Origin of the sequence: Roseateles sp., assembly GCF_046300915.1 — a bacterium.
GTDB lineage: Bacteria > Pseudomonadota > Gammaproteobacteria > Burkholderiales > Burkholderiaceae_C > Kinneretia.
In genome coordinates this window covers 1-24,276 of the sequence record NZ_JBKCLH010000039.1, presented here as the reverse complement: position 1 = coordinate 24,276, position 24,276 = coordinate 1, and the positions used below count along the sequence as shown (strand labels likewise).

Here is a 24,276-nt window from a genome sequence, read left to right as displayed (position 1 = left end):
CTCAGGCCTTCTTGTGGGTCAGCGCCGCCTTGATGAAGGCGGTGAACAGCGGGTGGCCGTCCCAGGGCGTGGACTTGAACTCGGGGTGGAACTGCACACCGACATACCACGGGTGCACCTCGCGCGGCAGCTCCACGATCTCGGTGAGCTTCTCACGCTGGGTGATGGCCGAGATCACCAGGCCGGCTTCCTGCAGCTTGTCCAGGTAATGCTCGTTGGCTTCAAACCGGTGACGGTGGCGCTCGGTGACGACCGGGCCGTAGATGTCGTAGGCCAGGGTGCCGGGCTTGACGTCCGAGCTCTGGGCGCCCAGGCGCATGGTGCCGCCCAGGTCGGAGTTGGCGTCGCGCTTCTGGATGCTGCCGTCGGCGTCCTGCCACTCGTCGATCAGGGCGATGACCTTGTGCGGGGCTTCGGGGTCGAACTCGGTGGAGTTGGCGCCGGTCAGGCCCGCCATATTGCGGGCGTACTCGATGGTGGCGACCTGCATGCCCAGGCAGATGCCCAGATAGGGCACCTTGTGTTCACGGGCGTACTGGGCAGCCAGGATCTTGCCTTCCACGCCGCGCTTGCCGAAGCCACCAGGCACCAGGATGGCGTCGTACTGGGCCAGCTGATCGATGTTGTCGCTGTTCAGCAGCTCGGAGTCCACATACTCGATCTTGACGCCGGCATGGTTGTGGATGCCGGCGTGGCGCAGAGCCTCGTTGAGCGACTTGTACGAGTCCGACAGATCGGTGTACTTGCCGCACATGGCGATGGTGACCTGCTTGGCCGGGTTCTCCACCTCGTGCACCAGGGTGTCCCAACGCTTGAGGTCGGCGGCCTTGGTGTTGAGCTGCAGCTTGGTGCAGATCAGCTGGTCCAGACCCTGCTCATGCAGCACGCGCGGCACCTTGTAGATGGTGTTCACGTCCCACATGGAGATCACGCCGTACTCGGGCACATTGGTGAACAGCGAGATCTTCTCGCGCTCATCGTCCGGAATGCGGCGGTCGGCGCGGCAGATCAGCGCGTCGGGCTGGATGCCGATCTCGCGCAGCTTCTGCACCGTGTGCTGGGTGGGCTTGGTCTTGAGCTCGCCGGCGGCGGCGATCCAGGGCACATAGGTCAGATGGACGAAGGCGACATTGGTCGGGCCCATCTTGAGGCTCATCTGGCGCGCGGCTTCCAGGAAGGGCAGTGACTCGATGTCACCCACCGTGCCGCCGATCTCGACGATGGCCACATCCACCGCGTCCGGCGTGCCGTGACCGGCGCCGCGGCGGATGAATTCCTGCATCTCGTTGGTGATGTGCGGGATCACCTGCACCGTCTTGCCGAGATAGTCACCACGACGCTCCTTCTCCAGCACCGACATATAGATCTGGCCGGTGGTGAAGTTGTTGCTCTTCTTCATCCGCGTGGTGATGAAGCGCTCGTAGTGGCCCAGGTCCAGGTCGGTCTCGGCACCGTCATCGGTGACAAAGACCTCGCCGTGCTGGAAGGGCGACATCGTGCCCGGATCCACGTTGATGTACGGGTCGAGCTTGATGAGGGTGACTTTGAGGCCGCGCGATTCGAGGATGGCAGCCAGGGAGGCCGATGCAATGCCCTTGCCAAGGGAGGACACGACACCGCCGGTGACGAAGACGTACTTGGTCATTGTCTTGCAGCGTTCCCGGTGCGCAGGAACGCTGTGGTGGTAAAGCGTGATTATAGCGAGGTCGCTGCCTCGGCGCTTTTGGCGCGCTCCTGTCGCAGGGCTTGCAGCACCTGGAGCACCAGCGCGGCGGTGTCGTCCGGGCGCTCGAAGGGGTAGAGATGGCTGCCTTCCATCCAGTGGAAGTTCTGTCGGGCCAGGGTCTTGGAGGCCATGGCGCCGGCCTGACGCAGCTCCTCGGACTGGGTGCCGGCAATGAAACCCACCGGGCAGCGCGGCCCATGGCGGCGCAGCAGGGCGTCCAGATGATGGGGCAGGGTGTTGTAGATGCGGGTCTCCACCTCGCGGGTGAAGCGCAGATGCCACTGCCCGTCCGGGCCGGGGGCGAAGCCGCAGTCCACATAGTCGGCCAGCACCCGCGGGTCCCAGCGCGCGAACTTGTGCTTGGACTCGAAGTGCGCCTGCACCGCCGCGCGGTCGGGCCAGCGGTGGCGGCGCTGGCGCGAGATCTTGCCGGGCGAGACCCGCGCGATCAGGCCCATGGCCTTGACCATGCGCACGCTGTGGGCACGCCAGCCGCTGACCACCGGGCTGTCCAGCATCAGCAGGCCTTCGACCAGCTCGGGCCGGCGGCAGGCCGTCAGCAGGCTGAGCAGGCCGCCCAGGGAATGGCCCACCAGCATCACCGGCCCCGGCGCCGCCGTCTGCGGGCGCACCTCGCGCTCGATGAAATGGATCAGCTGGTCGCGCAGATGCGGCCAGTTGCTGGTAACGGGATAGTCCGGCTCGTGGCCGAGCTGGGGCAAGGCATGGACCTGCCAGCCCGCGGCACGCCAGGCTTCGAAGAGCACGCGGTAGCAGCCGGCCGGAAAGCCGTTGGCGTGAGAAAAGACGAGGGTTCCTGCGTGCGGTGCGTTCATGTCTGCTGGCTCAGGGCCTTGAGCCGGTATAGCGCTTCCAGCGCTTCGCGGGGGCTCAGGGCATCGGGGTCCAGATCATGCAAGGCTTGCAGCGCCGCGCTGGTCGCCAGGGTGACAGCGGGCTCCTCCGGCTCGGGCGGCGCGGCGAAGAGATCGATCTGCGCCTCGCCCTCGCTGGCCTTGGCCTCCAGGGCTTCCAGCGTGGCGCGGGCCTGGCGCACCAGGCTGGCGGGCATGCCGGCCAGGCGCGCCACCTGCACGCCGTAGCTGCGGCTGGCCGGGCCGGGCTGGATCTCGTGCAGGAAGACGATGTCCTCGCCGCTCTCCACCGCCGAGACATGGTGGTTCTGCGCCTGCGGGTGCTTGGCCGGGAACTCGGTGAGCTCGAAGTAATGGGTGGCGAACAGCGTGAAGGCGCGGTTCTTGTCGTGCAGATGGCTGGCAATAGCACCGGCCAGGGCCAGACCGTCGAAGGTGGACGTTCCCCGCCCGATCTCGTCCATCAGCACCAGGGACTGCTCGGTGGCGCCGTGCAGGATGGCGGCGGCCTCGGTCATCTCCAGCATGAAGGTGGACTGGGCATTGGCCAGATCGTCCGCCGCGCCGATGCGGGTGTGGATGGCGTCCATGGGGCCCAGGCGGCAGCTGGCCGCCGGTACATAGGAGCCCACCGCCGCCAGCAGGGCGATCAGGGCCACCTGGCGCATGAAGGTGCTCTTGCCGCCCATATTGGGGCCGGTGATCACCAGCAGCTTGGTGCGGGCATCGAGCCGGCAGTCATTGGCCATGAACTCGCCGGCACCTAGCTCGCGCAGACGCATCTCCACCACCGGGTGGCGGCCGCGCTGGATGTCGATGCAGGGCTGGCTGACGAATTCGGGGCGCACCCAGTTCAGCGTGGTGGCGCGCTCGGCCAGCGCCGCCAGTGCGTCCAGGCTGGCCAGGGCTCGGCCCAGCTGCGTCAGGGGCTGCAGAGCCTCGACCAGATGGTCGATCACCATCTCGTAGAGCAGCTTTTCGCGCGCCAGCGAACGTTCCTGGGCCGAGAGCGCCTTGTCCTCGAAGGCCTTGAGCTCGGGCGTGATGTAGCGCTCGGCGTTCTTCAGAGTCTGGCGGCGCTGGTAGTCCATGGGCACCTTGTCCACCTGGCCCTGGGTGACCTCGATATAGAAGCCATGCACCTTGTTGAACTGCACGCGCAGATTGGCAATGCCGGTGCGGGCGCGCTCGCGAGCCTCCAGATCCAGCAGGAAGGCGTCGCAGTTCTGGCTGATGCCGCGCAGCTCGTCCAGCTCGGCATCGAAGCCGCTGGCGATCACGCCGCCCTCGCGCAGCAGCACGGCCGGCTCCTCGGCAATCGCGCGCTCCAGCAGCTCCAGCACATGGGGCGAGCCCGCCAGGCCCTCGGCCAGCTGGTCCAGCAGGGGCGCGCCATGGCCTGCGCCGGGCAGGGTCTCACGCAGCTCGGGCAGGGTCTGCAGGGTGGCGCGCAGGCCGGCCAGCTCGCGCGGGCGCACCTGGCGCAGGGCCACGCGCGCGGCAATGCGCTCTACGTCCGACACATGGCGCAGGGCCTCGCGCAGGGGCTCGTAGCCGGTGGCGATCAGGGCGGCCACGGCTTGGTGGCGGGCCACGGCCTCGGCGCGTTCGCGCTTGGGATGCAGCAGCCACTGGCGCAGCGCACGGCTGCCCATGCCGGTGCGGCAGCCGTCCAGCAGGGAGAGCAGGGTGGGCGCGCCGGAACCGGATTCACCCCGCAGGGTCTGGGTCAGCTCCAGATTGCGCTGGGTAGCCGGCGGCAGGTCCAGCAGCTCGCCGCCGCGCAGCACCTGCAGGCTCTTCACATGGTTCAGGGCGCGGCCCTGGGTGTGTTCGGCATAGGCCAGCAGGGCGGCGCCGGCGGCCTGGGCCGCTTCCATGAGGTCGGCATTGAAGCCCTGCAGGCTGGCCACACCCAGCTGCTCGCAGAGCTTGCGCACGCCAAGCGTGGTGTCGAACTGCCAGCCGGGGCGGTTGGTGATGGGCAGGCGCGCGGCCAGCACGGCCTGGGGCTGGCGCTCGCGGTCCACCAGCACCTCGGCCGGGCTCATGCGGGCGAGGAAGGAGGGGAATTCGGGCTCACGGCACTCGGCCAAGCCCAGCTCGCCCTTGGTGAGCGAGAGCCAGGCCAGGCCCAGGGTCTTGCCCTGCTGCACCACGGCCAGCAGCACCGAGTCCTGCTTGTCGGCCAGCAGCTCGCTGTCGGTGACCGTGCCGGGGGTGACGATGCGCACCACCTTGCGCTCCACGGGCCCTTTGGACGTGGCCACATCGCCCACCTGCTCGGCGATGGCCACCGACTCGCCCAGGCGGATCAGCTTGGCCAGGTAGGACTCCAGCGCATGCACCGGCACGCCGGCCATCACCACCGGCTGGCCGCCGCTCTGGCCACGCGTGGTCAGGGTGATGTCCAGCAGGGCATTGCACTTGCGGGCATCGTCGTAGAAGACCTCGTAAAAGTCTCCCATGCGGAAGAACACCAGCACGTCGGGGTGCTCGGCCTTGATGCGGAAATACTGCGCCATCACCGGGGTGTGGGCGCTGAAGTCCAGGGGTTCCTTGCTGCTGGAGGCTGCGGTCATCGGGCGCGGGACAAAATGAACAAAGCCCTCGGACGAGGGCTTTGCAAAAGACGGTGGAGCCGGCGCGCAGTGTAGCGCGCCGCTCGGTGGCAAGGGCTCAGACCGGGGCGTCCTCGCCGCCGGTGGCCGCATCCTTCTTGATGCGCACCGGGCCGCGTTTCTTGGCCGGCGCCGTAGCGGCGGCCACGGCATCGGCAGCGCTCGCCTGCTCGCCACCCTCGGCCGGGGCGGCGGCCTCGTCCTCAGGCTTGATCACGCGGGTGTAGGGCGCCAGGATCTGGACCAGCTGGCCGTAGATCTTGGGGCTGCCGGCCACCACCTCACGCTGGTTCAGGAAGTCGGCCTCGCCGGTGAAGTTGCCGATCAGACCACCGGCCTCGGTGATGATCAGCGAGCCGGCGGCCACGTCCCAGGGGTTCAGGCCGGTCTCGAAGAAGGCGTCGTAGTAGCCGGCGGCCACATAGCAGAGGTCCAGGGCGGCTGCACCCGGGCGGCGCAGGCCGGCGCACTGGGTCATGACCTCCTCGAACATCTTCATATAGCGCTTGAAGTTGTCGCCGCGGCGGAAGGGGAAGCCCGTGCCGATCAGGGCGTCGCTCATGCGGGTGCGCTTGGAGACGCGCAGGCGCTTGTCGTTCAGGAAGGCGCCTCGGCCCTTGGTGGCGTAGAAGAGGTCGTTGCGGCAGGGGTCGTAGACCACGGCCTGCTCGATCTTGCCGCGGAAGGCCAGGGCGATGGACACGGCGTAGACCGGGAAGCCGTGGATGAAGTTGGTCGTGCCGTCCAGCGGGTCGATGATCCAGACGTAGTCTGAGTGCTTGTTGCCATGCGCGCGGCCCGACTCCTCGGCCAGGATGCCGTGGTCGGGATAGGCTTGGAGCAGGGTTTCGATGATGACGTTCTCTGCGGCCTGGTCCACCTCGGTCACGAAGTCATTGGGCGACTTGGTGTTGATCTTCAGGATGTCGAGGTCCAGGGACGCGCGGTTGATGATGGAACCTGCTGCACGGGCCGCCTTGATGGCGACATTGAGCATGGGATGAAGTGCGGCTTGCGTCATGGTGTGGAACCTGCAAACAAGAGGGGGTGGACTGGCGAAGGCAAAGAACTGGGCGGTGTGCCCGGGCTGCATGGCCCGGCCGCGGATAATCACGCATTTTAGCCCAGAGCGCGCCCGCGCTCCCAGCCTTTTACCGTGGATTCTTCCCGCACCCGCTTCATCCTGATACAGACCAGCCATGCCGGCAATGTGGGCGCGACCGCGCGCGCGATGAAGGTGATGGGTTTTTCCGAGCTGGTGCTGGTGCGCCCGCGATTTGCCGATGTGCTCTCGCAGGAGGAGACCGTGGCCATGGCCAGCGGCGCGGCCGACATTCTGGCCCGCGCCCGCATTGTGGACAGCCTGTCCGAGGCCCTGGACGGCGTGAGCTTCGCCTGCGCCACGGCCATGACGCCGCGCGACTTTGGCCCGCCCACCCATGCGCCGCGCCCGCTCTTCGAGCAGCTGGCCGCCAGCGAGCACCGCCTGGGTCTGGTTTTCGGCTCCGAGCGCTACGGCATGAGCAATGAGGATGTGTACCGCTGCCACGCGGTGCTCTCCATTCCCACGCACCCGGACTATGGATCGCTGAATCTGGCCCAGGCCGTGCAGCTGCTGGCCTATGAGCTGCGCCAGGCCCTGGGCGGCTTCGAGGTGCAGGCCCGCACGGCCGCGCCCGAGCTGGCCGATGGCCAGGCGGTGCAGGGCCTGCTGGCGCATCTGGAGCAGGGCCTGGTGGCGATCGACTACCTGGACCCGGCCGCGCCCAAGAAGCTGATGCCGCGCCTGAATCAGCTCTTCAACCGCGCCCAGCTCACGGTGGAGGAGGTGCACATCCTGCGCGGCATGGCGCGCGCCATGCTCAAGACCCGCGACGGCAAGGGTTGAAGCCCGCGGCTAGACTCATTGCCCCTGTCCTGATTTCCCAAACACCAAAGTCCTCTCCATGTTCCAGCGCCTTCGCGAAGACATCGCCTGCATCCTCGAACGCGATCCGGCCGCCCGGTCGGCGTGGGAGGTGCTGACGTGTTATCCGGGCCTGCATGCCCTGGTGATGCACCGCCGCGCGCACTGGTGTTGGACCCATGGCCTGAAGTGGCTGGGGCGCTTCATCTCGCATGTCTCGCGCTGGCTCACCGGCATCGAGATCCATCCCGGCGCCACCATAGGCCGGCGCGTCTTCATCGACCACGGCATGGGCGTGGTGATCGGCGAGATGGCCGAGATCGGCGACGGCTGCACCATCTACCAGGGCGTGACCCTGGGTGGCACCTCCCTGGTCAAGGGCGCCAAGCGCCATCCGACCCTGGAGCCCGGCGTGATCGTGGGCGCCAATGCCTGCGTGCTGGGTGGCTTCACGGTGGGCGCGGGGGCGCGCATCGGTTCGCTGGCCGTGGTCACCAAGCCGGTGCCGGCGGGCGCCACCGCGGTGGGCAACCCGGCGCGCATCATCGAGGCCCAGGCCGATGCGCAGCGCGAGGAGGCCGCGGCCCGCATGGGCTTCTCGGCCTATGGCGTGACGCAGAGCGATGACCCGCTCTCACAGGCCTTGCGCGGCCTGATCGACAACGCCTCGGGCCAGGATCACCAGATTGCCCTGCTGTGGAAGGCGGTGGAGACCCTGTCCCGCAAGGCGGCCGCCGAGAAGGACTGCCTGCCCGCCGATGCCGCCCGCGAGGAGTGCTTCGAGGCGGCCCGGCTCAATCAGCTGATCGGCAAGTAACTCGGGCTTGGTTCGGCCCCGAGCTCGCCCGCTCGGCATTCACCGAGTGGCACCACCGATCCGGCTTGGCCGGTCGGTCGGTGCCGCTCCCTTGAGGGGGCGCGCGTCAGCGCGTAGGGGGTGGTTCAATGATGGTGGCCGTGCTCGCCATGGGCATGGCCGTGGGCGATTTCCTCGGCGCTGGCAGCGCGCACCGACACCACCTTGAGCGAGACCTTGAGAGCCACGCCGGCCAGCGGATGGTTGCCGTCCAGCAGCACCTGCGGGCCCTTGATCTTGACCACGTGGTAGCGGCGGAACTCGCCGTTCTCGCCCTCGCGGATCTCCAGCTGGCCACCGACCTTGACCCCGGGCGGGAAGTCGGCCTTGGGGATGCTGCGGGTGAGGCTCTCGTCGCGCGGGCCGAAGGCCTTGTCCACCGGCAGGTCCAGCGTGGCCTGGAAACCGGCCTCCTGGCCCATCAGGGCTTCCTCGATGGCGGGCAGGGTGTTGCCGTAGCCGCCCACCAGCAGGGCCTGTGGCTCCTTGGAGGCTTCGATCAGGCGGCCCTGGGCGTCGGCCACCTTGAGTTGCAGGGTGGCGATGGTGTCTTTGGCGATTTTCATGGGGTCTTGTTCTTCAGGGCGGATTTGGGGCGGAAGGCCTTGCAGACCTCCTCCCGGGTTTCGAGATAGGGGCCGCCGATCAGGTCGATGCAATAGGGCACGGCGGCAAAGATGCCGCTGGCCTTCTCGTGGCCGGACAGGGTTTCGGCAATGGCCTTGGGCTGGCCGGGCAGGTTGATGATGAGCGCCTTGCCGCGGATCACGGCGACCTGGCGCGAGAGGATGGCCGTGGGCACGAAGTGCAGGGAGATCTGCCGCATCTGCTCGCCGAAACCGGGCATCTCGCGATCGGCCACGTCCAGCGTGGCCTCGGGCGTGACGTCACGCGGCGCCGGACCGGTGCCGCCGGGGGTGAGCACCAGGTCGCAGCCCGCCTGGTCCACCAGCTCGCGCAGGGTGGCGGCGATGCGCTCGCGCTCGTCGGGGATCAGGCGGGGCTGGAACTCGATGGGATTGAGCAGAGCTGTGTTCAGCCAGTCCTGCAGGGCGGGCAGGCCCTTGTCTTCATAAACGCCGCTGGAGGCGCGGTCGCTGATGGAGACGATGCCAATGCGTACGCGATCAGGACTCGTCGTCATCCCCACCCTCGGTCTCCTCACCGGCCTCGCGGCTGGCGCGCTTGAGCTCGGCCTTGATGAGCTGGAAGAGCTCGCGGTAGGCGCGGCCATGGCGCTGCTCCTGGCCCTCTTGCTTGGGTGTGTTCAGGTCTTTGCGGGCCGCGCGCACCAGGCTGCGCAGCTGCTGCACGTCCACACCGGCAAACTCGCTGATGAAGGCCTGCAAAGCCTCATCGTTGTCCAGCAGGCGCTCGCGCCAGCGCTCGGCTTCGTGCAGGGCCAGGCTGTCCTGGGCATGGCCGAGCTTGAAGGCGGCCACGGCCTCGCGGATGGGTTCGGGGTCGACCTTGCGCATCAGCTTGCCGATGTACTGCAGCTGGCGACGCTTGCCTTCGAAATTGCTGATCTTCTTGGCGGCGCGTATCGCGTCGCGCAGGATCTCGGGCAGGTCCAGGGGCTCGAGCCGGCTCTCGGGCAGGGTCAGCAGATCCGCGCCCAGGGCCTGCAGATCGTGCATATCGCGCTTCTTCTGGCTCTTGCTGGGGCGCTCGTCGAAGTCGGCGTCGAAGTCTTCGGGGAATTCGCTCATAAGTATGATTGTCGCCCACTCTGAAATCTCTGTTCACGCCCCATGTCCCAAGACCTCCGCACCAGCACTTCCGCGCAATCCGGCTTCAGCTACAGCCCGGAGCGCTTTCGCGAGCTGGTGGAGACCGTGCTGGCCGAGGCCAAGCGCCTGGGCGCCAGCGAGGCTGGCGCCGAGGTGAGCGAGGGTTGCGGGCTCTCGGTCTCGGTGCGCCGCGGTCAGCTGGAAAACGTGGAGCGCAACCGCGACAAGTCCCTGGGCATCTCGGTCTATCTGGGCCAGCGCCGTGGCAATGCCAGCACCTCGGACTTCTCGCCCCAGGCCCTGAAAGACACGGTGCGTGCTGCCTATGACATCGCACGCTTCACGGCCGAGGATCCGGCCGCCGGCCTGCCCGATGAGCAAGACCTCTCGCTGGACCCCGCTGCCCGGCCCGAGCTGGACCTTTTTCACCCCTGGGCCCTGGACGCCGAAACCGCGGCCGCCCTGGCCCTGCGCTGCGAGGCGGCGGCCTTTGCCACCGACCGCCGCATCAGCAACTCCGAAGGCGCGGCGGTCTCGGCCCAGCAATCGCATTTCTACACCGGCAACACCCGCGGCTTTGGCGGCGGCTATGCCAGCTCGCGCCACAGCCTTTCGGTCGCGCCGATCGCCGGGCGCGGCGCGCAGATGGAGCGCGATGCCTGGTACAGCTCCATGCGCGCGGCCGAAGACCTGGCCTCGCCCGAGGCCGTGGGCCGCTATGCCGCCGAACGCGCGCTCTCGCGCCTGAAGGCGCGCAAGGTCAAGACGGCCGAGGTGCCGGTGCTCTTCGAGAGCACGGTGGCCGCGGGTTTGCTGGGCGCCCTGGTGCAGGCCACCAGCGGTGGGGCGCTCTACCGCCAGGCCAGCTTCCTGCTGGACAGCCTGGGGCAGAGCGTGCTGGCCTCGCACATTGATGTGGCCGAGGATCCGCATGAGATCAAGGGCAAGGGCAGCACGCCCTTTGATGACGAGGGCGTGATCACCCGGCCGCGCCAGCTGGTGCAGGGCGGCGTGCTGCAGGGCTATTTCCTATCCAGCTACTCGGCGCGCAAGCTGGGCCTGCGCACCACGGGCCACGCCGGCGGCTCGCACAATCTGCGCATGAGCAGCCGCGCCACCGCGCCCGGCGACGATCTGCCCACCATGCTGCGCCGCATGGGCCGAGGCCTCTTCGTCACGGAGCTGATGGGGCAGGGCGTCAACTACGTGACCGGTGACTACTCGCGCGGCGCCAGCGGCTTCTGGGTGGAGAACGGCGAGATCGCCTACCCGGTGCATGAGGTGACGATTGCCGGCAATCTGCGCCAGATGTTCCAGGACATCGTGGGCATCGGTGCTGACACCTACACCGTGGGCAGCAAGACCATTGGCTCGGTGCTGATCTCGCGCATGAAGCTGGCCGGTAGTTGAAGGGCCGCGTGAGGCGAAACGGCTGGGCGCAAATGCCCCTTTTGTCAGCCTCGCGAAAGCCTAGTTTTGGGGAGCTCTGCTACGCTTGCGCCGCCTCTTGAATCGCGTCTGCCGAACGCTGTTTTCGCAGGGGTTTATCCCCTCGAAAAGGGCAGATCGCGACTCCTAGAATCAAGTGGGCTTTGATCCCTTCAACCACCGAGGAGACTCTTCATGGAACGTCGTTCCTTTGTTCGTTCGGCAGGCCTGGCTGGCGTGCTGGCTGCCGGTGTCGCACCGGCGGTGCATGCCCAAGCCAATATTCGCTGGCGTCTGACTTCCGCCTTCCCCAAGGCGCTGGACACCATCTACGGTGCGGCCGATACCTTCGCCAAGTCCATCAGCGATATGAGCGGCGGCAAGTTCCAGATCTCGGTCCACCCCTCCGGCGAACTGGTGGGCGGCTTTAACCAGGTTGATGCGCTGCAGAACGGCACGGTGGAGATGTCTCACACCGCGCCGTACTACTACTTCGGCAAGGATCCGACGTTTGCCCTGGGCTGCGCCATCCCCTTCGGCCTGAACAGCCGCCAGATGAGCGCCTGGATGGTGGAAGGCAATGGCCTGAAGCTGATGCGTGAGTTCTATGCGAACTACAACATCATCAACTTCGTGGGCGGCAATACCGGCGCCCAGATGGGTGGCTGGTGGCGCAAGGAGATCAAGTCCCTGGCCGATATCAAGGGCCTGAAGTTCCGCACCGGCGGCTTCAGCGGCGTGATCTTCAACCGTCTGGGCGGCGTGGCCCAGAGCATTCCGGGCGGCGAAATCTATCAGGCTCTGGAGAAGGGCACGATCGACGCGGCCGAGTGGGTGGGTCCGTATGACGACGAGAAGCTGGGCTTCAACAAGGTGGCCCCCTTCTACGGCTATCCCGGCTTCTGGGAAGGCGGCCCGCAGCTGGACTTCTACATCAACACCAAGGCCTACAACGCCCTGCCCGCAGAGTACAAGGCCATGATCGAAGCCGCTTCCCTGGAAGCCGCCACGGTCATGCAGGCCCGTTACGACGCTCGCAATCCGGCAGCGCTGAAGAAGCTGGTGGCCGGTGGCACGAAGCTGTTCCGCTTCCCCAAGGACATGCTGGACGCAGCCTTCAAGGAGTCCATGGCCACCTATGCGGAGCTGAACGACAAGAACCCGGCCTGGAAGAAGATCTACGGCGACTACGCCAACTTCCGCCGCGATTCCAACCTCTGGTTCCGCTTCGCCGAAGCCGGCTTCGACGACTTCATGCAGCAGCAGAAGCTGTAATTCGCTGCCCTGGCCCACCACTCATCGGTGGGTTGGCAAGCAAAACGGCCCCGCAGTGCGGGGCCGTTGCCTTTTGGGCTATCGAGTTTGAGACTGCCCTTGAGTGGGCAGTGCCGGGTGTGGCAGCGTGGCCACCACACCCCGGGACGCCTACTTCTTCTCGGCGCTGCCGTCCTTCTTGACGGCTTCCAGCAGGCCGGCCATGGGATCGAAGGCCTCGCTGGCGGCCGGGGCCGGGGCCAGCGGATCGCTGGCGGCGCCGTCCGAGGACGAGGGCTCATCCTGGCGCTCATCGCGTCCGCCCAGGCCTTGCAGCTGTTCCAGCACGGCCGCGTCGTCGAGCTTCTCGGTTTTGGCGATGCCGCCAATCACCAGCTCGGGCTTGGCGATGATGACCGCCACCATGATGAGCTGCAGGATGATGAAGGCGATGGAGCCCTTGTAGATCTGCGCGGTGGTGACGGCCGGGATGGTCTTGGCCGTGACGCGATCCTTGTAGTCCTTCTTGGGCGCGACGCTGCGCAGATAGAACAGCGCAAAGCCGAAGGGCGGGGTTAGGAAGGAGGTCTGCAGGTTCATCGCGATGATCACGCCGAACCAGATCATCACGGCATCGGTGGGCACGCCGGGCAGCAGCTCAGGCAAGAGCTTCTCTGCCACCGGGGCGATCATCGGGATCACGATGAAGGCGATCTCGAAGAAGTCGATGAACATGCCCAGCACGAAGACCAGGATGTTCACCACGATCAGGAAGCCGAGCGCACCCCCGGGCAGGGACTTGAAGAGGTTTTCCACCCAGAAGTGGCCATCGGCCGCGTTGAAGGTGAAGCTGAAGACGGTGGAGCCGATCAGGATGAAGAGCACGAAGCAGGACAGACGAGCGGTGCTGTCCAGGGCCTGATTCAGGGTCTTGAGCGCCATACGGCGACGCGCGATGGCCATCAGCAGGGCGCCCACGGCACCCATGGCGCCACCCTCGGTCGGTGTGGCCACGCCCAGAAAGATGGTGCCCAGCACCAGGAAGATCAGCACCAGAGGCGGGATCAGCACAAAGGTGACGCGCTCGGCCAGCTTGGACAGCAGGCCCAGGCGCAGCGCCTGGTTCATCAAGGCCAGGCCCAGGGCCAGGAAGGAGGCCACGGTCATGGACATGATGAAGATCTCATCACCAGGAGCGGCGTTCGGGCGCTCGATCACCTTCTTGAGCATGCTGTCGTGCACGGTCGACCACAGCCAACCCACGGCGCCAGCAATCAGCAGCAGCACCAACAGGGACTTGTGGCCGCTGGCGCCATTGCTCTCGCGGTAGATGCGGGCCTCCGGCGGCAGGGCGGGAACCCAGCCCGGCTTGATGAAGGCGATGGCCACGATGAAGAGCAGATACAGGGCCACCAGCAGCAGGCCGGGCAACAGGGCGCCGGCGTACATATCGCCCACCGAGCGACCCAGCTGGTCGGCCAGCACGATCAGCACCAGGGAAGGCGGGATGGCCTGGGCCAGTGTGCCCGAGGCGGTGATGGTGCCGGTCGCAATGGTGCGGTTATAGCCATAGCGCAGCATGATGGGCAGGGAGATCAGGCCCATGGAGATCACGGCCGCAGCCACCACGCCGGTGGTGGCGGCCAGCAGGGCGCCCACCAGGATCACCGCGATGGCCAGGCCACCGCGCAGTGGACCGAACACCTGCCCCACGGTCTCCAGCAGGTCCTCGGCCATCCCTGATCTCTCAAGAATGATGCCCATCAAGGTAAAGAATGGAATGGCCAGCAGCGTGTCGTTGGACATGATGCCGAATACCCGCAGGGGCAGGGCGCCAAACATATTGGCCGGAAAGAGTCCGACCTCGATACCGATAAAGCCGAAGAGCAGGCCGGTGGCGGCCAGGCCGAAGGCGACGGGAATGCCCAGCAGCAGGAAGACGAAGAGGCCGACAAACAAGAGCGGCACAAAATTTTCAGCGATCAATGCAGTCATCTCGTGGCCTCAGCGAGCTTGGGGCTGTTTAGAAGCGTCCTGGACGGCGGTCTGCGCCTGGAGTTCTTCCAGGAGCTGCTCTTCGGCCGACTTCTCCTGCTCGACGGGGAAGGGGTGAGGGTTATGGCCGGTCAGGTAGGCGATGCGCTTGATCAGTTCCGAGGCGCTTTGCAGCATCAGCAGTGCAAAGCCGACGGGCAGCAGCAAGAGCACGGGCCAGCGGATCAGGCCGCCGGCGTTGGAGCTGACTTCGCCCGAAATCCAGGCACCGCGGAACAGCGGCCAGCTCAGCTCGACCATCATCCAGCACAGGGGGAAGATGACGAGCACGATACCCAGGATGTCGATGATGGTGTTGGTGCGCAGGGACAGGCGTGACGAGATGAAGTCGATGCGCACGTGGGCGTTCTTGAGGAACACATAGCCCGCGCCCAGCATGAAGACGCCGGCAAAGAGATACCACTGGATCTCCAGATAGGCGTTCGAGCTGATGTCGAAAGCCTTGCGCATGATCGCGTTGCCGGCGCTGATCAAGACGGCAGCCAATACCAGCCATCGAACAAACTGGCCAACCCATTCACTGAACCGGTCTACGGCTCGTGACAGACCCAAAAGGAATTGCACGGTGACTCCTCATAGCTTTTGAAAACTTGCCGCGCGGTGCCCAGGAAAAAACCTGGGTGATGCGTAGCCCGCGCGGATTCTAGGAGTCGGCTCGTGCGTCGTCGCCGGGGTCTTACCCGGTAAGTAGTTTCAACATACCTGCGGGTCGGGGCTGGGCATGTAAGGCTCAGGAAAGCTGCTGGGACGCCTGAAAGAGTCTTGTGCAACGCGCGCCGGAGCGGCAGAAGGCCAGGATGGGCTTGGGCAGGCTGTCCAGCAGATCGCGGAAGGCGGCAATCTCCTCGGGAGACTGGTAGGCGCCGCTGACCGGCAGGTGGCGGTACTCCAGTCCGGCTGCCTTGGCGGCGGCCTCGATTTCGCTGCTGCTGGGTTGATCCGGGCCGCCCTCAAAGTCGGGGCGGTTGTTGATCACGCTGCGAAAGCCCGCAGCTGCAGCTTCGGCCATGGCTGCGGCTTCCAGCTGGGGGGCGACGCAGAGTTCGGGCGTCAGGGCTTGAAGCGGAAGGCTCATATCAGTCTCCGGGAGCGGTTGATGGTGAATGGCTCAGGAGCTTAGGGCCTTCTTCACCGCGGCGGAGACTTGGCCCATATCGGCCTTGCCGGCGAGCTGGGACTTGACCGCCGCCATGACCTTGCCCATATCCGCCGGTCCCTTGGCGCCGACTTCGCCGACGATGGCGGCCACGGCGGCATCGATTTCCTCCAGCGAGAGTCGAGCCGGCAGGTAGACCTCAAGCACGGACAGCTCGGCACTTTCCTTGTCGGCAAGATCCTGACGGCCTGCGGCCGTGAACTGGCTGATGGCGTCCTTGCGCTGCTTGATCAGCTTGTCCACGATGCCGACCAGTTGCACATCGTCCACCTCAATGCGTTCGTCCACTTCCTTTTGCTTGACGGCGGCCAGCAGCAGGCGGATGGTGCCCAGGCGTTCGCTGTCCTTGGCGCGCATGGCGGCCTTCATGTCTTCGGTAATGCGCTCTTTGAGGTTCATATCGAGTTCTCGCTCGGATGACGGTGGTGTTTGGGCGGTGGTGTGTGGGGCTGTGAAAAATGCAAAAAGCCCGCGGCAGCGTCCTGCGCGGGCTTTCGAGCCAAGCTTGCCTGTGGGCTTACCGGCTGGAACCTTCGAACAGCGGTGTCGAAGATCCCTGGGTGCTGATCAGTACAGCTTCTTGGGCAGCTGCATGCTGCGCACGCGCTTGTAGTGGCGCTTGACGGCGGCGGCCTTCTTGCGCTTGCGCTCGGCAGTGGGCTTCTCGTAGAACTCGCGGGCGCGCAGGTCGGTCAGCAGGCCCAGCTTTTCGATGGTGCGCTTGAAGCGGCGCAGGGCAACATCAAACGGCTCGTTCTCTTTGACGCGAATGGTGGTCATGAAACTCTGTTTCCTTCATTAGGCGCTCGGTGTTCGCAAGGGGCTCCAAATCTGAAGAACTCAGGGTGCCCGAAGCGGAAGTATCCGGATTCCGCTTCCGAATCGACGCGCAGGGTTTGCTAGCAAAGAGGGCGAGTATAGCATTGTTTTTTTGATCAATCTAGACTCCCCCGCGCTCCGCCAGCGCCGCTGTGGCGCAGGCCGCGGCACTGGACCAGGCCCACTGAAAGTTGTAGCCGCCGAGCCAGCCGGTCACATCCACTACTTCCCCGATGAAGTGAAGCCCCGGCAGCTTCTTGCTTTCCAGGGACTGTGAGCTGAGATCCCGGGTATCCACACCGCCTCGCATCACCTCGGCCTTGCGCCAACCCTCGCTGCCGTTGGGCGAGAGCGACCAGGCCTGCAGCTTGTCGGCCAGTTCCTGAAGTTCCTTGTCCTTGGCTTCGGCGATGGGCTTGCTGGGCAGCAGGCCCAGGCGGCTGAGCCAAGCCTGGGCAAGTCGGTTGGGCAAAATGTCCGCGAGTTCATTGCCCAGTTGTTTGCGCGAGCGGGACTTGGCTTGAAGCAGGGCTTGGCCCAGATCGGTGTCCGGCGCGAGGTCAAGGCTCAAGGCCTGGCCCTCTTGCCAGTAGCTGGAGATTTGCAGGATGGCGGGCCCGCTGAGTCCACGATGGGTGAAGAGCAGGTCCTCGTGGAAACGACCGCGCTGTTTGCCGCTCCCGGTGCTGACGTAGACGGGCAGGGACAGGCCTGCCAGCTCGACGAACGGCGCCCAATCCTCTGCCGAGAAGGTCAGGGGAACCAAGGCGGGGCGTGGTGTGACGATGCGGTGCCCCAGACGTTCCGCAAGGCGCAGCCCCCAGTCACTGGCGCCGATCTTGGGTATAGAGAGCCCGCCCGTGGCAATCACCAGGCGTCGCGTTCTGAGCGTGCCGGCGCTGCTATCCAACTCGAAGTCGCCATTGCTCAGGGGGCGCACATCGGCCACGGTGCAGGGCTGCCAGCGCTGAACGCCACCAGCCTCACATTCCCTCAGCAGCATCTGGATGATCTGCTCGCTGGAGTCGTCGCAGAAGAGTTGTCCCTTGTGCTTCTCGTGAAAGCCGATGCCGTGGCGTTTGACCAGGGCGATGAAGTCCTGCGCGCTGTATCGGGCCAGGGCGGAGCGGCAGAAATGGGGATTCTCGGACAGGAAGTTGGCGGGGCTGGCCTCGCGGTTGGTGAAGTTGCAACGTCCACCGCCTGAAATGCGAATCTTCTCGGCGATCTTTTCGGCGTGATCCAGCAGCAGCACCCGCAGGCCGCCCTGGCCCGCCATGCCGGCACAAAACAGGCCCGCCGCACCGGCGCCAACCACAATGAGGTCAAAGCTCTGCATGCCCTTCGAGTCCTACTTGAGCTGCACGCCCTGGGCGTCAAAGACTTGAACGCTGACTGGGATGGCCGCTCTCACGCTTTGTGTCACGGTACAGAATTCCTCGAACTGAGCCAGAGCGCGCTCCAGGTGCGCAATATTTGCGGCTGGCACACCCAGGTGCAGCTTTGCTTGGATGGCACTCACCCTCAGGCGCCCCTGTGCATTGCGCCCCACGCTTGTCTCCAGTTCGCAACTCAGCGGCTCGGGACTTTGCTTGTATTTGCGCAAGGCGAACAGAAGTGAGTCACTCAGGCAGGTCCCGACGGCGCTGCTGAGAAGGTGCAAGGGTGAGGGGCCGGCCGATTCCCCCAGCGGGGGCGGCTCATCGCTCAGCAGGGTGGCTTCGAGCCCCTCGAAACGGGCTTGGAAGCGGAAATCGCGGTCCTGCTGCAGCTGGGTGCGAATGGTGATTTCGGCCATGGGCTTTCATTGGTCGGCAGCGGGGCGATCATTGTACGGGCGGCCCTTGCGCTGGCTGACCCACCCCAGCTGCGCGATGTGTGACCCGCGTGATCCGCTCAAGATCCGCATCGGCGGTGCCAGGGAGGCGCTGTTCTTCGCTACCATTCACTACAAGCTAGGGGGTAGCACTGAACTGGGGATATTCCGCCACTTGCGGCCAGCCGTGCATGCCTTCTACATTGCGTCAAGCCTGAGGTGCCAGGACTTGCCGTCCCCTCATCGACCCCTCTACGCCCCGCCAGGAATTCATGGACAACTCCGCCGCTCCGCACGCCGGTGCATCACCCCATAGCCGCGACGCCTGGTACGCCAGTCTGCAGTTGCCCGAGCATGAGTTGGCGACTGCGGTGCTCAGCCTGGTCGAGCCCTTGGGCTTGCTGGCGACGGTGAAGTCTTTGGCCACGGGGCGATATGTGTACGCCAGTGCCGGCATGGGTTCCCTGTTCGCGCGGGGCGAGTCCGGGCTGCTGGGGCTGTCCGACGCCGAGTTTCTGCGCAGCGAGGAGGTTCTGGCCCTGCGACGGGCCGAGCAGACGGTGATGGCGCAGCGTGCCGTTGTTCTCAGCGACCATCGTCTGGAGCTGGAAGGCCGGCGGCGGGAGTTTTCAGTCAGTCGCACGCCGCTGGGCCCGGAGCATGTGATGGCCATATGGGTTGAGCGGACCGAAGAGCGTCATCGCGAGACCCATCTGCAAAGAGCCCTCAATCAGATTGAGCAGCAGCAAAAAGCGCTGGAACAGATGCGGCGCGAGAGCCAGCAGGGCAGTGGGCGAGATGACCTTTCAGGCCTTTATCTGCGTGCTCAGTTTGATGATCAGCTGTTGCGCGAGATTGATCTTTCGACGCGCGAGCATCGGGAGTTCGCCTTGGTGCTGATCGCTCTGGACCCGGCGCCGGCCGCCATACAGGCCTTGGGCGAGGAAGCGCGGCAACGCATGCTTGAAGGCCTGGGCCGCATGCTGCGCGCCAATACCCGCGCCATGGACGCAGCCTGCCGTATTGGCGAGCACCTGTTTGCTGTGCTGCTCTCGGGCGTGGGTCTGGCCACCGCCCATGCGCGCATGGAGCAGCTGCGTCGCCAGTGCGCCGCCCAGATCGTGGTGCTCAATGGTCAGGACCTGGGTCTGTCGCTCTCCATGGGCGTGGCGAGCTTTCCGCACACGGCCTCCAAGCAGGAGGAACTGCTGCAGGCCAGTGAGACCGCCGTGCAGGAAGCCCAGCGCCGCGGTGGCAACCAGGTGGTGCTGGCGCCCATTCCCTTCGGCACGCTCTAAGCCTGGGGCTCTCAGCTGAGGCCCTTGTAGAGCATATAGGCGGCCAGCACGAAGAGCAGCAGGGCGAAGGCGCGCTTGAGCTGCTTGACGTTCATGGCGTGCGCGGCCTTGGCGCCCAGCGGGGCCTTGGTCACGCTGGCGGCGGCGATCACCGCCAGGGCCGGCAGGAAGAGGTAGCCCAGGGCGCCGGGCAGGGCGGGTGCCAGATTCCAGCCGCCGATCACATAGCCCAGGGTATTGGCCAGGGCGATGGGAAAGCCCAGGGCCGCGCGGGTGGCCACGGCAGTGTGGATGGGCACATTGCACCAGCTCATGAAGGGCACCGAGACAAAGCCGCCGCCCGCGCCCACCAGGCCCGAGAGCAGGCCGATGCCCGCACCCGCGCCGATCTGGCCGGCCGTGCCCGGCATCTGACGGCTGGGCTTGGGCTTTCTGTCGCGCAGCATCTGGAAGGCCGAGAAGCTCACGAAACCCGCAAACACCAGTGCCAGCCAGCTGCCCTTGAGCAGGGCGAAGATGCCGGCACCGGCGACCAGGCCGCCGATCAGGATGCCCGGGGCCAGACCGCGCACCAGTTCCCAGCGCACCGCGCCGCGCTTGTGGTGGGCACGCACGCTGGAGATGGAGGTGAACATGATGGTGGCCATGGAGGTGGCGATGGCCATCTTCACCGCCATATCGGCCGACACGCCCTGCTTGGACAACATCCAGGTCAGGAAGGGCACCATCAGCATGCCGCCGCCAATGCCCAGCAGGCCGGCCAGAAAGCCGGAGCACAGGCCGAGCGCGAGCAGCTCGACCAGGAGCAGGGGATCGAGGTTCATCGGGGAGAGGGGGACGCAGCGTCCAGAAGTTTCAGGATCTCTTGCCACTCCGCCGGCGTCACCGGCGTGATGGAGAGCCGGTTGCCGGGCTGCAGCAGGCGCATGCCGGCCAGGGCCGGGGCCTGGCGCAGCTCGGCCAGGGCCAGCAGGCGGGTCTTGCGCACAAAGCTCACGTCCACATGCAGCCAGCGCGGCTTGGCCCGGTCCGACTTGGGGTCGTAATAAGGGCTGGCGGGATCAAACTGCGTGGCGTCGGGGTAGGCGGCGCTGCAGACCTCCGCCAATCCTGCAATGCCGGGCTGGGGGCAGGATGAGTGGTAGAAGAGCACGCCGTCGCCCAGGGCGAAGTCGTCGCGCATGAAGTTGCGTGCCTGGTAGTTGCGCACTCCGGTCCAGGGCACTCGGCCCAGGCGGGCCAGGTCGTCGATCGAGCACTCCTCGGGCTCGGACTTCATCAACCAGTAGCTCATGCGGCGGTCTCCGTGCCTGCGATGCTCTGCGGCATTCACCGGCGAGGACTGCGGCCGCCGAGGCTTATGCGTGCTTCTTGCGCTGGGGGATAGGGTGTCCACCGCGAACCGTGAACCGCATTCCTGAACCCAGGGGGATTCAGGTGGGCGAGGTCAACCGGGCTTCGGGTTCATCTGACGCGAGACGATCACGCCCGCCGGGCATTTTCCAAGCCCTTGCTCGTAGAGCATCGGTTCAAGGAAATATAGAGCTCACGCGAACGCGATGGACCTCGCCATTCTATGCCTTCGGCCGCGTCGGCGCTGGTCACGGTGCAGCGCCGGGCGGCAGGCGCGCCTCAGAGCAGCTGGCCGTCCTGGCCCAGGGCTTCGTCCAGGCGGCGGATCAGGGCCTCGAGCTCGGGCGAGGGCACGGTGTCGCCGCCGTTGGAGCTGGCCGCAGTGGCCGCGGCGCGGTTGCTGCTCATGCTCGCGGGAGCGGGGCCCTCGGCCAGTTGGTAGGCCAGGTTCAGCGCGGCCAGCACGGCGATGCGCTCGCGCGCCTTGACCCGGCCGGCGTCGCGGATCGCGCTCATCTCGCGGTCGACCTGGGCCACGGCGCGAGACAGCAGGGCCTCGCCGCCTTCGGGGCAGCCGAGCAGATAGCTCTGGCCCATGATCGTGACTTCCATTTGCTTCATATCGATGACTACGTCTCGTTCCTGGCGGTTTCGCTCTCGACGGGAAGCCGCTCCAGCAGGGCGTCGATGCGCTGGCGGGCCGCCGACAGGCGCGAGCGCAGCTGGTCGCGCTCATGGCCCACGGCCTGCAACTGCTCCTGCAGCAGCGCATTGGTGCGCTGAAGCTCCTCATGACGCAGCAGCAGGCGCTCGACGCGGTCGAGCAGGTCGGTGATGCTAGGCATGGCTTCCCATCTCAAGAGGCATTGCCGGCCATTGTAGGGGCCGGGTTGTCGCAGAAGTCCCGCACCTGGCAGCGCTCGCACAGCGGCCGGCGTGCCTGGCAGATGTAGCGCCCATGCAGGATCAGCCAGTGGTGGGCGTCCACCAGATAGGCCGGCGGCACGCGGCGCAGCAGGGCCTGCTCCACCTCCAGCACATTCTTGCCGGGGGCCAGGCCGGTGCGGTTGCCCACGCGGAAGATATGCGTGTCCACCGCCATGGTGGGCTCACCGAAGGCCACATTGAGCACCACATTGGCGGTCTTGCGACCCACGCCAGGCAGGGCCTCCAGGGCTTCGCGCGAGCGGGGCACGCGCCCGCCATGCTGCTCCAGGATGATTTGGCAGGTCTTGTAGAGGTTCTTGGCCTTGGTGCGGTACAGACCGATGGTCTTGAGGTAGTCCGCCAGGCCGTCCTCGCCCAGGGCCAGGATCTTGGCCGGCGTGTTGGCTGCCGGGAAGAGCCGGCGGGTGGCCTTGTTCACGCCCACATCGGTGGCCTGGGCCGAGAGCAGCACGGCCGCCAGCAGCTCGAAGACGCTGGCGTACTCCAGCTCGGTCTGCGGGGAGGGGTTGGCGGCCTTCAGGGTGGCGAAGAAGCCCTCGATCGCGGTCTTGTTCATGGGCGCGATTGTGCCCGGCTGTGGGTGGCGAGGCGCCGCGGCCGGCTCACTCCGCGCGCTTGGCGCGGGCGCGGGCCAGGGCGGCCTCGATCATGGCGCGTTTGCGGTCCAGCACCACCGGATCGCTGATCTGGCTGGCGGCCGGCAAATCGGCCAGCTTGGCCTGGGCCTCGGCTTGCAGGCGGGCATCGTTCTCGCGCTTCTCGCGCGCCAGGCGTTCGCTGCGGAAGCTGTAGCGATCGAGAGCCTCGTCTGCCTGGGCGGCGCTCCAGGCCTGCCAGCCGCTGGCCTCGCCGCTGGCATTCACCAGGGAGATGCAGTCCACGGGGCAGGCGGGCACGCAGAGCTCGCAGCCCGTGCACTGGGCGGCCACGATCAGGTGCATGGCCTTGGGCGCGCCCACGATGCAGTCGGCCGGGCAGGCCTTGATGCACAGGGTGCAGCCTATGCACCAGGCCTCATCGATCACGGCCAGCTGGCGCGGTGCCTCCAGCCCGTTTTCGGGGTTGAGCGGCAGGACTGGGCGGCCGGTGAGGGCCGCGAGGCGCGCCACGCCCTCGGCCCCGCCGGGCGGGCATTGATTGATCTCGGCCTCAGCGGCGGCCAGGGCCTCGGCATAGGCCTGGCAGTCCGGGTAGCCGCAGCGCGTGCACTGGGTCTGGGGCAGGGCTGCAGCCAGGCGCTGGGCCAGAGTGGCAGCGGGGGAGAGAGTCGAGGTGCTCAAGCTTTCTTGGTCCGGCGGGCGCGGCTGGGGGGCGCGGCCACGCTCAGGGGTTGTTGGTCGTAGGTGGCGATGAATTCGCGCACCGTGGGGTAGACCTTCTCGCGCCAGCGGCGGCCCGAGAAGATACCGTAGTGGCCGGCGCCGATGGCGTCGTAGTGGCGCTGGTGCTCGCGCGGGATGCCGGCGCAAAGCTCATGGGCAGCGCGGGTCTGGCCGGCGCCGGAGATATCGTCCAGCTCGCCTTCCACGGTGAGCAGGGCGGTCTGGCGGATGTCCTGCGGACGCACCAGCTCGCCATTCACTTCCCAGGTGCCGTTGACCAGGGCGAAGTCCTGGAACACGGTCTTGATGGTGTCCAGGTAGTACTCGGCCGGCATGTCCAGCACCGCGTTGTACTCGTCGTAGAACTGGCGATGCGACTCGGCGCTGTCGTCGTCGCCGCGCACCAGATCGAGGAAATAGTCGTAGTGCGAGCTCAGATGCCGGTCCGGATTCATCGCGACAAAGCCGGTGTGCTGCAGAAAGCCGGGGTAGACCGCGCGCTGCGCCCCCGGGAAGTTGGTCGGCACCCGGTAGATCACATTGGTCTCGAACCAGCTGAAACTGCGGTTCATCGCCAGATTGTTGACGGCCGTGGGGCTCTTGCGGGCGTCGATCGGGCCGCCCATCATGGTCATGCTGCGCGGCGTGGTCTCGCCATTCGACGCCATCAGCGAGATCGCGGCCAGCACCGGCACGGTGGGCTGGCAGACCGAGATCACATGGCATTCGGCCGCACCAATATGGCGGATGAACTGCTGCACATAGGCGATGTAGTCGTCGAGATGGAAGGCGCCCTGGTCCAGCGGCACCATGCGCGCATCGGTCCAGTCGGTGATGAAGACCTTGTGGTCCTTCAGCAACTGGCGCACGGTGTCGCGCAGCAGGGTGCTGTGGTGGCCCGACAGCGGCGCCACCACCAGCACGGTGGGTTGGTCCTTCATCTTGGCCAGCACGGCCAGATCATCGGTGTAGCGCTTGAAGCGCAGCAAGCGGCAAAAGGGCAGTTCGACTGGCACCAGTTCCTGCACCGCCACCTCGACGCCATCAACCTCGATGCCGCGGATGTCGAACTGCGGCTTCTCGTATTCCTTGGCCAGGCGGTGCATCAGA

At 66.3% G+C, this 24,276-nt stretch carries 26 protein-coding genes and 1 other RNA gene; 5 read left to right on the top strand and 22 right to left on the bottom strand.

Going from position 1 to position 24,276, the window contains the following annotated elements; all coding sequences use genetic code 11:
* Position 1: 1 nt before the first annotated feature.
* The 4 genes from ACK5F2_RS02650 to ACK5F2_RS02635 form a co-directional block, all read right to left on the bottom strand.
* Positions 2–1,645, bottom strand: coding sequence for a CTP synthase (locus tag ACK5F2_RS02650; RefSeq protein ID WP_409862558.1), 1,644 nt, complete (start codon positions 1,643–1,645; stop codon positions 2–4).
* Between the two features lie 50 nt (positions 1,646–1,695).
* On the bottom strand, positions 1,696–2,562 hold the full coding sequence (locus ACK5F2_RS02645; RefSeq protein ID WP_409862556.1) for an alpha/beta fold hydrolase: 867 nt from the start codon (positions 2,560–2,562) through the stop codon (positions 1,696–1,698).
* Positions 2,559–5,183 carry a DNA mismatch repair protein MutS gene (gene mutS / locus ACK5F2_RS02640; RefSeq protein WP_409862555.1) on the bottom strand — a complete coding sequence of 875 codons (2,625 nt, stop codon included), beginning with the start codon at positions 5,181–5,183 and terminating at the stop codon, positions 2,559–2,561. Before mutS ends, ACK5F2_RS02645 begins: the two co-directional genes overlap by 4 nt.
* A 97-nt stretch (positions 5,184–5,280) precedes the next feature.
* A complete protein-coding gene (locus ACK5F2_RS02635; RefSeq protein ID WP_409862554.1) occupies positions 5,281–6,243 on the bottom strand; it encodes an inositol monophosphatase family protein in 963 nt (320 codons plus the stop codon).
* A gap of 210 nt (positions 6,244–6,453) precedes the next feature.
* Between ACK5F2_RS02635 and ACK5F2_RS02630 the strand changes: the two genes are divergently transcribed.
* The gene (locus ACK5F2_RS02630) at positions 6,454–7,110 is read left to right on the top strand and encodes an RNA methyltransferase (protein ID WP_409862573.1); all 657 of its coding nucleotides are present in this window, start codon (positions 6,454–6,456) and stop codon (positions 7,108–7,110) included.
* A 58-nt stretch (positions 7,111–7,168) separates the two neighbouring features.
* Complete coding sequence (gene cysE / locus ACK5F2_RS02625; protein WP_305800546.1) at positions 7,169–7,945, top strand: serine O-acetyltransferase; 777 nt, start codon at positions 7,169–7,171, stop codon at positions 7,943–7,945.
* A gap of 125 nt (positions 7,946–8,070) precedes the next feature.
* Here the strand turns inward: cysE and ACK5F2_RS02620 are convergent, their stop codons facing one another.
* From ACK5F2_RS02620 to yjgA, 3 genes are read right to left on the bottom strand one after another with little or no spacing between them, the layout of a single operon-like run.
* Positions 8,071–8,550, bottom strand: a complete 480-nt coding sequence (locus tag ACK5F2_RS02620) for a peptidylprolyl isomerase (protein ID WP_409862553.1) — start codon at positions 8,548–8,550, stop codon at positions 8,071–8,073.
* Positions 8,547–9,128, bottom strand: coding sequence for a molybdopterin adenylyltransferase (gene mog / locus ACK5F2_RS02615; protein WP_409862552.1), 582 nt, complete (start codon positions 9,126–9,128; stop codon positions 8,547–8,549). The genes ACK5F2_RS02620 and mog overlap by 4 nt, the downstream gene beginning before the upstream one ends.
* Complete coding sequence (gene yjgA, locus ACK5F2_RS02610; protein WP_409862550.1) at positions 9,112–9,696, bottom strand: ribosome biogenesis factor YjgA; 585 nt, start codon at positions 9,694–9,696, stop codon at positions 9,112–9,114. The genes mog and yjgA overlap by 17 nt, the downstream gene beginning before the upstream one ends.
* 42 nt (positions 9,697–9,738) lie before the next feature.
* On the opposite strand from yjgA, the gene pmbA reads away from it, so the two are divergent.
* Together pmbA and ACK5F2_RS02600 are read left to right on the top strand one after the other, a co-directional pair.
* The gene (gene pmbA, locus ACK5F2_RS02605) at positions 9,739–11,127 is read left to right on the top strand and encodes a metalloprotease PmbA (protein WP_409862549.1); all 1,389 of its coding nucleotides are present in this window, start codon (positions 9,739–9,741) and stop codon (positions 11,125–11,127) included.
* Between the two features lie 213 nt (positions 11,128–11,340).
* A complete protein-coding gene (locus tag ACK5F2_RS02600; protein ID WP_409862548.1) occupies positions 11,341–12,420 on the top strand; it encodes a TRAP transporter substrate-binding protein in 1,080 nt (359 codons plus the stop codon).
* Positions 12,421–12,570: 150 nt separating this feature from the next.
* Here the strand turns inward: ACK5F2_RS02600 and ACK5F2_RS02595 are convergent, their stop codons facing one another.
* From ACK5F2_RS02595 to ACK5F2_RS02565, 7 genes are all read right to left on the bottom strand, one after another.
* A complete protein-coding gene (locus ACK5F2_RS02595; RefSeq protein WP_409862547.1) occupies positions 12,571–14,394 on the bottom strand; it encodes a TRAP transporter large permease subunit in 1,824 nt (607 codons plus the stop codon).
* 9 nt (positions 14,395–14,403) lie between these two features.
* Positions 14,404–15,018 carry a TRAP transporter small permease subunit gene (locus ACK5F2_RS02590; protein ID WP_409862545.1) on the bottom strand — a complete coding sequence of 205 codons (615 nt, stop codon included), beginning with the start codon at positions 15,016–15,018 and terminating at the stop codon, positions 14,404–14,406.
* Positions 15,019–15,184: 166 nt separating this feature from the next.
* Entirely contained in the window at positions 15,185–15,529 is a 345-nt protein-coding gene (locus ACK5F2_RS02585) for a TIGR01244 family sulfur transferase (RefSeq protein WP_409862543.1), read from the bottom strand.
* 33 nt (positions 15,530–15,562) lie between these two features.
* Entirely contained in the window at positions 15,563–16,009 is a 447-nt protein-coding gene (locus tag ACK5F2_RS02580) for a GatB/YqeY domain-containing protein (RefSeq protein ID WP_409862541.1), read from the bottom strand.
* A gap of 168 nt (positions 16,010–16,177) precedes the next feature.
* Positions 16,178–16,390 (bottom strand): 30S ribosomal protein S21, encoded by a 213-nt coding sequence (gene rpsU, locus ACK5F2_RS02575; RefSeq protein ID WP_007833691.1) that lies wholly within the window; start codon positions 16,388–16,390, stop codon positions 16,178–16,180.
* A gap of 160 nt (positions 16,391–16,550) precedes the next feature.
* The gene (locus tag ACK5F2_RS02570) at positions 16,551–17,768 is read right to left on the bottom strand and encodes an NAD(P)/FAD-dependent oxidoreductase (protein WP_409862539.1); all 1,218 of its coding nucleotides are present in this window, start codon (positions 17,766–17,768) and stop codon (positions 16,551–16,553) included.
* Positions 17,769–17,780: 12 nt separating this feature from the next.
* The gene (locus ACK5F2_RS02565) at positions 17,781–18,227 is read right to left on the bottom strand and encodes an OsmC family protein (protein ID WP_409862538.1); all 447 of its coding nucleotides are present in this window, start codon (positions 18,225–18,227) and stop codon (positions 17,781–17,783) included.
* A gap of 290 nt (positions 18,228–18,517) precedes the next feature.
* Between ACK5F2_RS02565 and ACK5F2_RS02560 the strand changes: the two genes are divergently transcribed.
* Positions 18,518–19,543, top strand: coding sequence for a GGDEF domain-containing protein (locus ACK5F2_RS02560; protein ID WP_409862537.1), 1,026 nt, complete (start codon positions 18,518–18,520; stop codon positions 19,541–19,543).
* Between the two features lie 11 nt (positions 19,544–19,554).
* Here ACK5F2_RS02560 and ACK5F2_RS02555 read toward each other — a convergent pair whose 3' ends face one another.
* The 8 genes from ACK5F2_RS02555 to ACK5F2_RS02520 all read right to left on the bottom strand — a co-directional run.
* A complete protein-coding gene (locus ACK5F2_RS02555; RefSeq protein ID WP_409862536.1) occupies positions 19,555–20,367 on the bottom strand; it encodes a sulfite exporter TauE/SafE family protein in 813 nt (270 codons plus the stop codon).
* Positions 20,364–20,837 (bottom strand): EVE domain-containing protein, encoded by a 474-nt coding sequence (locus ACK5F2_RS02550; RefSeq protein ID WP_409862534.1) that lies wholly within the window; start codon positions 20,835–20,837, stop codon positions 20,364–20,366. The genes ACK5F2_RS02555 and ACK5F2_RS02550 overlap by 4 nt, the downstream gene beginning before the upstream one ends.
* 93 nt (positions 20,838–20,930) lie before the next feature.
* A non-coding RNA gene (gene ssrS / locus ACK5F2_RS02545) (6S RNA) lies at positions 20,931–21,110 on the bottom strand.
* Between the two features lie 65 nt (positions 21,111–21,175).
* A complete protein-coding gene (locus tag ACK5F2_RS02540; RefSeq protein ID WP_409862533.1) occupies positions 21,176–21,517 on the bottom strand; it encodes a cell division protein ZapA in 342 nt (113 codons plus the stop codon).
* Between the two features lie 8 nt (positions 21,518–21,525).
* Entirely contained in the window at positions 21,526–21,741 is a 216-nt protein-coding gene (gene zapB / locus ACK5F2_RS02535; protein ID WP_409862532.1) for a cell division protein ZapB, read from the bottom strand.
* Positions 21,742–21,752: 11 nt separating this feature from the next.
* A complete protein-coding gene (nth, locus tag ACK5F2_RS02530; protein WP_409862530.1) occupies positions 21,753–22,400 on the bottom strand; it encodes an endonuclease III in 648 nt (215 codons plus the stop codon).
* Positions 22,401–22,446: 46 nt separating this feature from the next.
* On the bottom strand, positions 22,447–23,124 hold the full coding sequence (gene rsxB, locus ACK5F2_RS02525) for an electron transport complex subunit RsxB (RefSeq protein ID WP_409862528.1): 678 nt from the start codon (positions 23,122–23,124) through the stop codon (positions 22,447–22,449).
* The coding region (locus tag ACK5F2_RS02520) for a polyhydroxyalkanoate depolymerase (RefSeq protein ID WP_409862527.1) at positions 23,121–24,276 on the bottom strand (1,156 nt) is incomplete at its 5' end. The genes ACK5F2_RS02520 and rsxB, both read right to left, overlap by 4 nt.